This is a genomic window from Actinomadura sp. 6K520 (assembly GCF_004349245.1).
Lineage (GTDB): Bacteria > Actinomycetota > Actinomycetes > Streptosporangiales > Streptosporangiaceae > Spirillospora.
Map to the genome: position 1 here is coordinate 24970 of NZ_SMLC01000080.1, position 6719 is coordinate 31688.

General features: G+C 76.8%; 4 protein-coding genes. All 4 read left to right on the forward strand.

Features of this window, described 5'->3' with window-relative positions:
• The first annotated feature begins 28 nt into the window (after nt 1-28).
• Genes E1289_RS21205 through E1289_RS21220 form a run of 4 tightly spaced genes read left to right on the forward strand, consistent with a single transcriptional unit; the run spans nt 29 to nt 6578 of the window.
• The gene (locus tag E1289_RS21205; RefSeq protein WP_165970563.1) at nt 29-2290 is read left to right on the forward strand and encodes a hypothetical protein; all 2262 of its coding nucleotides are present in this window, start codon (nt 29-31) and stop codon (nt 2288-2290) included.
• Nucleotides 2277-3944 carry an oligosaccharide flippase family protein gene (locus E1289_RS21210; protein WP_131982786.1) on the forward strand — a complete coding sequence of 556 codons (1668 nt, stop codon included), beginning with the start codon at nt 2277-2279 and terminating at the stop codon, nt 3942-3944. The genes E1289_RS21205 and E1289_RS21210 overlap by 14 nt, the downstream gene beginning before the upstream one ends.
• Nucleotides 3931-5265: a ParB N-terminal domain-containing protein gene (locus tag E1289_RS21215; protein WP_243713022.1), complete on the forward strand. Its 1335-nt coding sequence runs from the start codon at nt 3931-3933 to the stop codon at nt 5263-5265. The genes E1289_RS21210 and E1289_RS21215 overlap by 14 nt, the downstream gene beginning before the upstream one ends.
• Nucleotides 5262-6578 carry an RCC1 domain-containing protein gene (locus E1289_RS21220; protein ID WP_131982788.1) on the forward strand — a complete coding sequence of 439 codons (1317 nt, stop codon included), beginning with the start codon at nt 5262-5264 and terminating at the stop codon, nt 6576-6578. Before E1289_RS21215 ends, E1289_RS21220 begins: the two co-directional genes overlap by 4 nt.
• Nucleotides 6579-6719 lie beyond the last annotated feature (141 nt).

The window sequence follows — 6719 nt, forward strand, 5'->3', positions numbered from 1 at the left end:
ACGACCCGGATCGATGAGGGGGAACGTCGTGGGAGCTGACCAGACGGGCGACCCGCAGGGAGGGCAGCTGCTGTCCCTGGTCCGGCGCTACACGGCGGCGTTGGTCGCGCTCGGCGTCCTCGGCGCGGGCGCCGGCATCGCGCTGGAGATCGCCGTGCCGCCCCCCTACCAGGCGACGGCGACCGTGCTGGTCAGCCCGCTGGAGGGCAACCCGTACTCCCCCGAGGGGCGCGGCGACGACCTGGTGAACCTGCAGACGGAGGCGCAGCTGGTCGCCACCGACGGGGTCGCGAAGATCGTCCAGAAGAAGCTGGGGCGGGAGCCGGAGGGGAACGTGGAGGTCACCGTCCCGCCCAACACGCAGGTGCTCAACCTCGCCTACACCGCCACCAGCTCGGCGAACGCGCGGGCGGGCGCGCAGGCGTTCGCCGACGCCTACCTGGAGTACCGCGCGCAGCGCGCCCAGGGCGTGGTGAACAACCAGCTCACCAAGCTGGAGGCGCAGGCCGCGAAGGTCGAGCGGCTGCTGACGCAGACCAACCGGGAACTGGCGCTGTCCACCGGCTCCAAGCGCGCCACCCTGCAGCAGCGCGTCACCGCCTACACCAACCAGCTCGGCGTGATCGACGAGCAGTCCAACGACATCGCCAGCACCCCGATCGACCCCGGCCAGGTCATCACGCCTGCGGACGCGCCGGCGGGGCCCGGCGTCATCCGCAAGGCGCTGTACGGCGCCGGCGGCCTGTTCCTCGGGCTGCTCGCCGGGTTCGTGATCATCCTGCTGCGGGAGCGGCTGAACCAGCGGCTGCGCAACGCCGAGGCCGTCGAGGGCCTCGGCGTGCGGGCGCTGTCGACCATCCCGCCGGGCGGCCCGCCCGGCGACTCCCTCGCGCTGGTCAGCGCGCCCAAGAGCCCGGTCGGCGAGGCGTACCGGCGGCTGCGCGCCGCGGTCGTGGCGACCGCGCCGCAGACCCCGGTGGCGCTGCTGGTCGCCAGCGCCACCCCCGGCGGCAGCGCCCGGCTGGCCAGCGCGAACCTCGCGGTCTCGCTCGCCTTCGCCGGCGCGAAGACCATCATGATCGACGCGACCACCGAGGACGCCGACATGACCGGGCTGTTCGGCGCGCGGCCCGGCAAGGGCCTGTCCGACACCCTGCTCAGCGGCACCGACCCGGCGACCCTGCTGATCCACACCGACTCCCAGCTGCGGCTGCTGCCGCGCGGCCCCCGCGCCCTTGAGGCCGCGCACCGGTTCAGCGGCCCGCGCATGCGCGAGACCGTGAAGGTGCTGCGCCGCCGCAGCGAGTACCTCGTCGTCAACGCCGCGAGCCTGCACGACGCCGACGCCCAGGCGCTGTGCACGTTCATGGACGCGGTCATCCTCGTGGTCAACCAGGGCGTGACGACCCGGGAGGAGCTGCGCCAGGCGTACGTGGAGGCCGAACGCGCCGGGGTCACCGTGCTCGGCGCCCTGCTGGAGCCGCCGGAGCCGCGCGGGGGAAGGCAGCCGCGGACCGCCCCGTCCCGCCAGGCCCGGCCGCCGCGAGGCCCCGCCGAGACGCGCGCGCCCGAGTCGCGCGGCAGCGGCGAGAACCGCACCGGCGGCGAGGGCCCCCTCGGGTGGGCCGACGACCAGCCCGGCGCCGAGGACGCCCGGCGCCCCGACCCCGCCGACGACGGCGGCTACTGGCCGAACGCGCGGCGCGACGAGGACGAGCGGGCCACCGCCGACCCGGCGTCCCTGGTCACCCAGGCGCTGCCGCAGATCAAGCAGCCGCCGCGGTCCGCGGAGACGCGGACGGGCGCGTCCCGGCCGCCCCGGCCCGGCGCGCGGCGCGCGGCGCCACCGGCCGGTTCGGCGCGGCGGGCCACGCCGCCGTCGTTGGAGCCGCCCTCCGGGCCGGGCAAGCCCGTCGCCCCGAAGCCCCTCGCGCCGCCGGACGTCCCGCAGAGCTCCCCGCCGGGGACGTCCGGTTCGGCGCGGAGCCGCGCCCGCCGGGCCCGGCCGTCGGAGACCGACCCCGCCGACCCCGCCCCGCACGACGAACCGGCGATCCACGACGAGCAGGCCGAGACCGAGGCCGCGCTGGAGTCGGCCTCGACGCGCACGCAGGAGGACATCTCGCGGTACATGCCGCCGGATCTCCCGGACGAGCCCGCGGACGGCGCGGAGGGTGCGTCCGGCGCGTCCGGTGCGTCCGGTGCGTCCGCCGGGTCCGGCGAGTCGGCGGACGTGGTGCCGCGCTACGGCAAGAAGGCGCACAGGGCCGGGCGGCATGCCGGCCCCTGAACAGAGCGCGGGCCCCAACCTGAACAAACTCGCCAGGGGCGGCGCCCTCAACCTGGTGGGCGCCGCCGTCGCGGGCGTGCAGGGCCTCGCGCTGGTCTTCCTCGTCGCGCACCTGTACTCGCAGCGCGTCGCCGGCGTGTTCTTCGCGGTGACGTCGCTGTTCATCATCCTGCAGGCGGTCTCCTGGCTCGGCACGGACGCCGGGCTGCTGCGCTGGGTGCCCCGGCACCTCGCGCTCGGCGACCGCGCCGCGGCCCTGCGGACGGTGCCGGTGGCGCTGGTCCCGGTCCTCGCGACGGCGGCGGCCGCGGGGCTCGTGCTGGCGGTCACGGCGCCGTGGACGGCGGGCCAGGTAGGCGGGGGCGACGCGGGCGAGGCGGCCGCGATGGTGCGGGTGCTGGCGCTGTTCCTGCCGCTGGCCGCCGCGCACGACGTGCTGCTGGCCGCGACCCGCGGGTACGGCTCGATGCGGCCGACCGTCCTCGTCGACAAGATCCTGCGGCAGACCCTCCAGGTCGCCGGGGTGGTCACGGCGGCGGTGCTGGCCGACGACGCGGTCTGGCTCGCGCTGGCCTGGGCCGCGCCCTACCTGCCCTGCCTGCTGATCGCCGCGCTGTGGTACCTGAAGATCAGCCGCGCGGACGGCCCCGCCAAGGCACCCGCGGCGCCGGACGTGCCGGCCACGGCGGACTCGCCGATGCCCGCCGGTCCGGCGGGGTGGCGCCCGCTGGCGGGCGAGTTCTGGCGGTTCACCGCCCCCCGCGCGTTCGCGCAGGTCTGCCAGACGGCGTTCCAGCGCGCCGACATCGTGCTGGTCGCGGCGCTCAGCTCGCCCCGCGAGGCGGCGATCTACACGGCCGCGACCCGGTTCATCGTGATCAGCCAGCTCGTCACCCAGGCCGTGCAGAACGTCATGCAGCCCGCCGTCAGCAGGCTGCTGGCGCTGGCGGACCGGGCGGGCGCGCAGCGGATCTTCGCCGTGTGCGCGTCGTGGAACCTCGTCCTCGCCTGGCCGGTGCACCTGTCGATCGCCGTCGGCGCACCGGTCTACCTGGCCGCGTTCGGCCCCGGCTACGCGGGGTCCGGCGAGACCGTCACGGTGATCCTCGCGATGGCGATGCTGGTGGCGACCGCGACCGGCGCCCGCGACGTGATGCTCCTGATGGCGGGCCGCAGCGGGCTGAGCCTGGTCAACCAGAGCACCGCGCTCGCCGTCAACCTGGTGCTGAACGTCCTGCTCATCCCGCCGCTCGGGATCGCGGGAGCGGCGCTGGCGCGGGCGGGCGGGCTGCTCGTCCGGACGCTGCTGGCCCTCGTCCAGGTGCGCCGGATCCTCGGGATGACCCCGGCGAGCGCGGGCCTGTTCTGGGCCGGCGGCTCGGCCCTGCTGAGCTTCGGGGCGCTGCCGCTGGCGGTCCGGCTCGTGGCCGGTTCCAGCCCCGGCGCCCTCGCAGGTGCGCTGGTCCCGGGCACGATCCTGTACTTTGCCCTACTGTGGGGCGGCCGGGAGCGGCTGTCCCTGACCGCCTTCGCCTCCCTGCTGCCGGGGAGGCGCGGCCGCGCCGCGGCGGTCGGCGGGCACGCGCCCGCGGGCCCCGCCGCCCCGCCGGCCGCCGACACGACACCTGCCAGGAGCGCCCATGCCGGGAATTGACATGCCGGGAATACAGCAGGTCCGCCGCAAGTCCCGCGCGGTGCTGCGCAAGAGCGGGCTCGCGCCGAGCGGTCCCGTGTACGGGCGCCTGGTCGACGCCGGGCGCTCGCTGCCGATCCCGGCCGCCGCCCGCGTCGCGGTGTCCACCGCCGTGCTGCGCCGCCCGTGGAAGGTGCCCGTCCGGTTCGACCAGCTCCTCGTCGGGGCGCAGGGCGGCTGGACGGCCCGCGAGTTCGCCGACCGCACCGACGACCTGCTGTGGCCGTCCACGCCGTTCCTGGACGGCCCGCACGTCGCGCTGCTGCGGCTCGCCGACGAGGTGCCCGAGCTGAGCGACGGGCAGATCCTCGACAGCCCCTACGGGCAACTCGGGCTGCGCTGCATCAAGGCCGGCGGGAACTACTTCGGCGGCACCGACGAGGCGGGTGTGCTCGCCGCGGCCCGCGCGTTCGTCGCCCGGTACCGCGGCGAGGCCGAGCCCGCCGGTGCGCAACCCCGCCCGCAGCAGAGCGGCCCGCAGGACCCGGTGCTGGTCGCCCCCGTCCGCGGCTCCGACCAGTACCAGATCCTCGACGGCCACCACCGGCTCGCGATCGCCGCGATGAGCGGCGCGGACGGCGCGAGCGTCGTCGCGAAGTGGCTGCCCGTCACCACCCCCCTGCAGGACCTCCTGCTCCGGATGAGCTGGCTCGACGGCACCCACGAGCTGTACCAGCCGATCGACGCGCCCGAGCTGCGGCCGGGCTGGACGACGGTCCGGCAGTGCACCGACCGGCTCGCCAAGATGGACGCGTTCCTCGAAAAGCGCGGCATCACCGGCGGCCGCTACCTGGACGTCGCGAGCTGCTACGGCTGGTTCGTCGCGCGGATGGCCGAGCGCGGCTTCGCCGCCGAGGGCATCGAGCGCGACCCGCTCGCCGTCCCGCTCGGCCGCGCGGTCTACGGCCTGCCCGACGGCGTCATCGCCACCGGCGACTGCGTCGAGTTCCTCGGCGGCCACGACCCGGCCCGCTGGGACGTGGTGTCGTGCTTCAGCCTGCTGCACCACTTCGTCCTCGGCCGCGGCTCGGTGTCCGCCGAGGAGCTGATCCGGCTGCTGGACCGCGCGACCGGCCGGGTCCTGTTCTTCGACACCGGCCAGGACAACGAGGCGTGGTTCGCCGAGTCGCTGCGCGGCTGGGACCCGCCGCGCGTCGAGCGGTTCCTGCGCGAGAACACCGGCTTCGACGAGATCGTCGACCTCGGCCCCGACGAGGACGCCCGGCCCCCGTACGAGGACAACTACGCCAGGCACCTGTTCGCCTGTCTCCGCACGGCGTGACCCCCGCACGCCGGGCGGCCGCCGCGTTGCTGGCCGTCCCCGTGCTCCTGACGGCGGCGGCGTGCGGAGGTTCGGCGTCCCCCGCGCCGCGGCAGGTCTCGCCGCCGCCCGCGGCGGGGTCCGCGGGTGAGCGGACGGGCGCCGTGTGGACGAGCGGCCTCAACAGCAGCGGGCAGCTCGGCCGTCCCGGCGCGGAGTCCGACCCCGGGCTCGCGCCGGTCAGCGGCGCCGGCGGCGGCCGCCTCGACGGGGTGCGCGCCGTCGCGGGCGGCGGCCGGCACTCGCTCGCGATCGTCGGCGCCGGCGGGGAGGTCGTCGCGTGGGGCGCCAACGACCACGGGCAGCTCGGCGACGGCACGACCCGCGACCGGAACGTGCCCGTCCCCGTCCGGGCGCCCGGCGGCGGGCGGCTCGGCGGCGTCGTGGCGATCGGCGCGAACAACGACTTCTCCATGGCGCTGCGCCGCGACGGGACCGTGGTGACGTGGGGCGAGGGATCGTCCGGGCAGCGCGGCATCGGCGAGCGCGCCGCCCCGCGCCTCCCCACGACCGTGCGGGCACCGGACGGGAACGGTCCCCTCACCGGAATCACCGCGATCGCCGCCGACGGGCACACCGAGCTGGCGCTGCACCGCGACGGGCAGGTGCTCGCGTGGGGCGCCAACGACTACGGCAACCTCGGCGACGGCACCCGCGAGGACCGGTCGCTGCCCGTCCCGGTGCGCGGCCTGGCCGGCGAGGGGCACCTCACCGGCGTCGCCCGCATCGCGGTCGCCGGGCAGCACGGGCTGGCGCTGCTGCGGGACGGGCGGGTCGCGTCCTGGGGCCACAACGACCTCGGGCAGCTCGGCGACGGGACGCGCCGGGACAGGCTCGTCCCCGCCCTGGTGAAGGGCGTGCGCGGCAAGGGCGACCTCGGCGGCGTCTCCGCGATCGCCGCGGCGGAGAAGCACAACTACGCGCTCCGCGACAACGGCACCGTCGTCGCCTGGGGCAACAACACCGCGGGGCAGCTCGGCGACGGGACGGTCCAGCTCCGCACCGAGCCCGTCCCCGTCGTGGGCCGGAGCACCGACGACGAGAGGCTGCGCCGCGCCGCGCACGTGTTCGCGGGCGAGGCGTACGGCGCGGCGATCCTGACCGACGGGACGACGCTGACGTGGGGCGCGGGCGGCAGCGGCCAGCTCGGCTCCGGGAAGCGGGCGCCCCGCAGCAGGCCCGGACCGGTGGCGGCCGCCGCCGGCACCGCCCCGGGCAAGGCCCTGTCGGTGGGTGCCGGCGAACGCCACCTGATCCTGCTGGTGAGCCCCTAGGAGCCCCTGGCTAGGACTCCTTGGGCGGCTCGGGCTCGGTCTCCCCGGGCCCGGACACCTCCGCGGACGGCTGAGCGGGCGGCTGAGCGGGCGGCTGAGCAGGCGGCTGGGCAGGCGGCTGGGCACCGGGCGCGCCGGGGG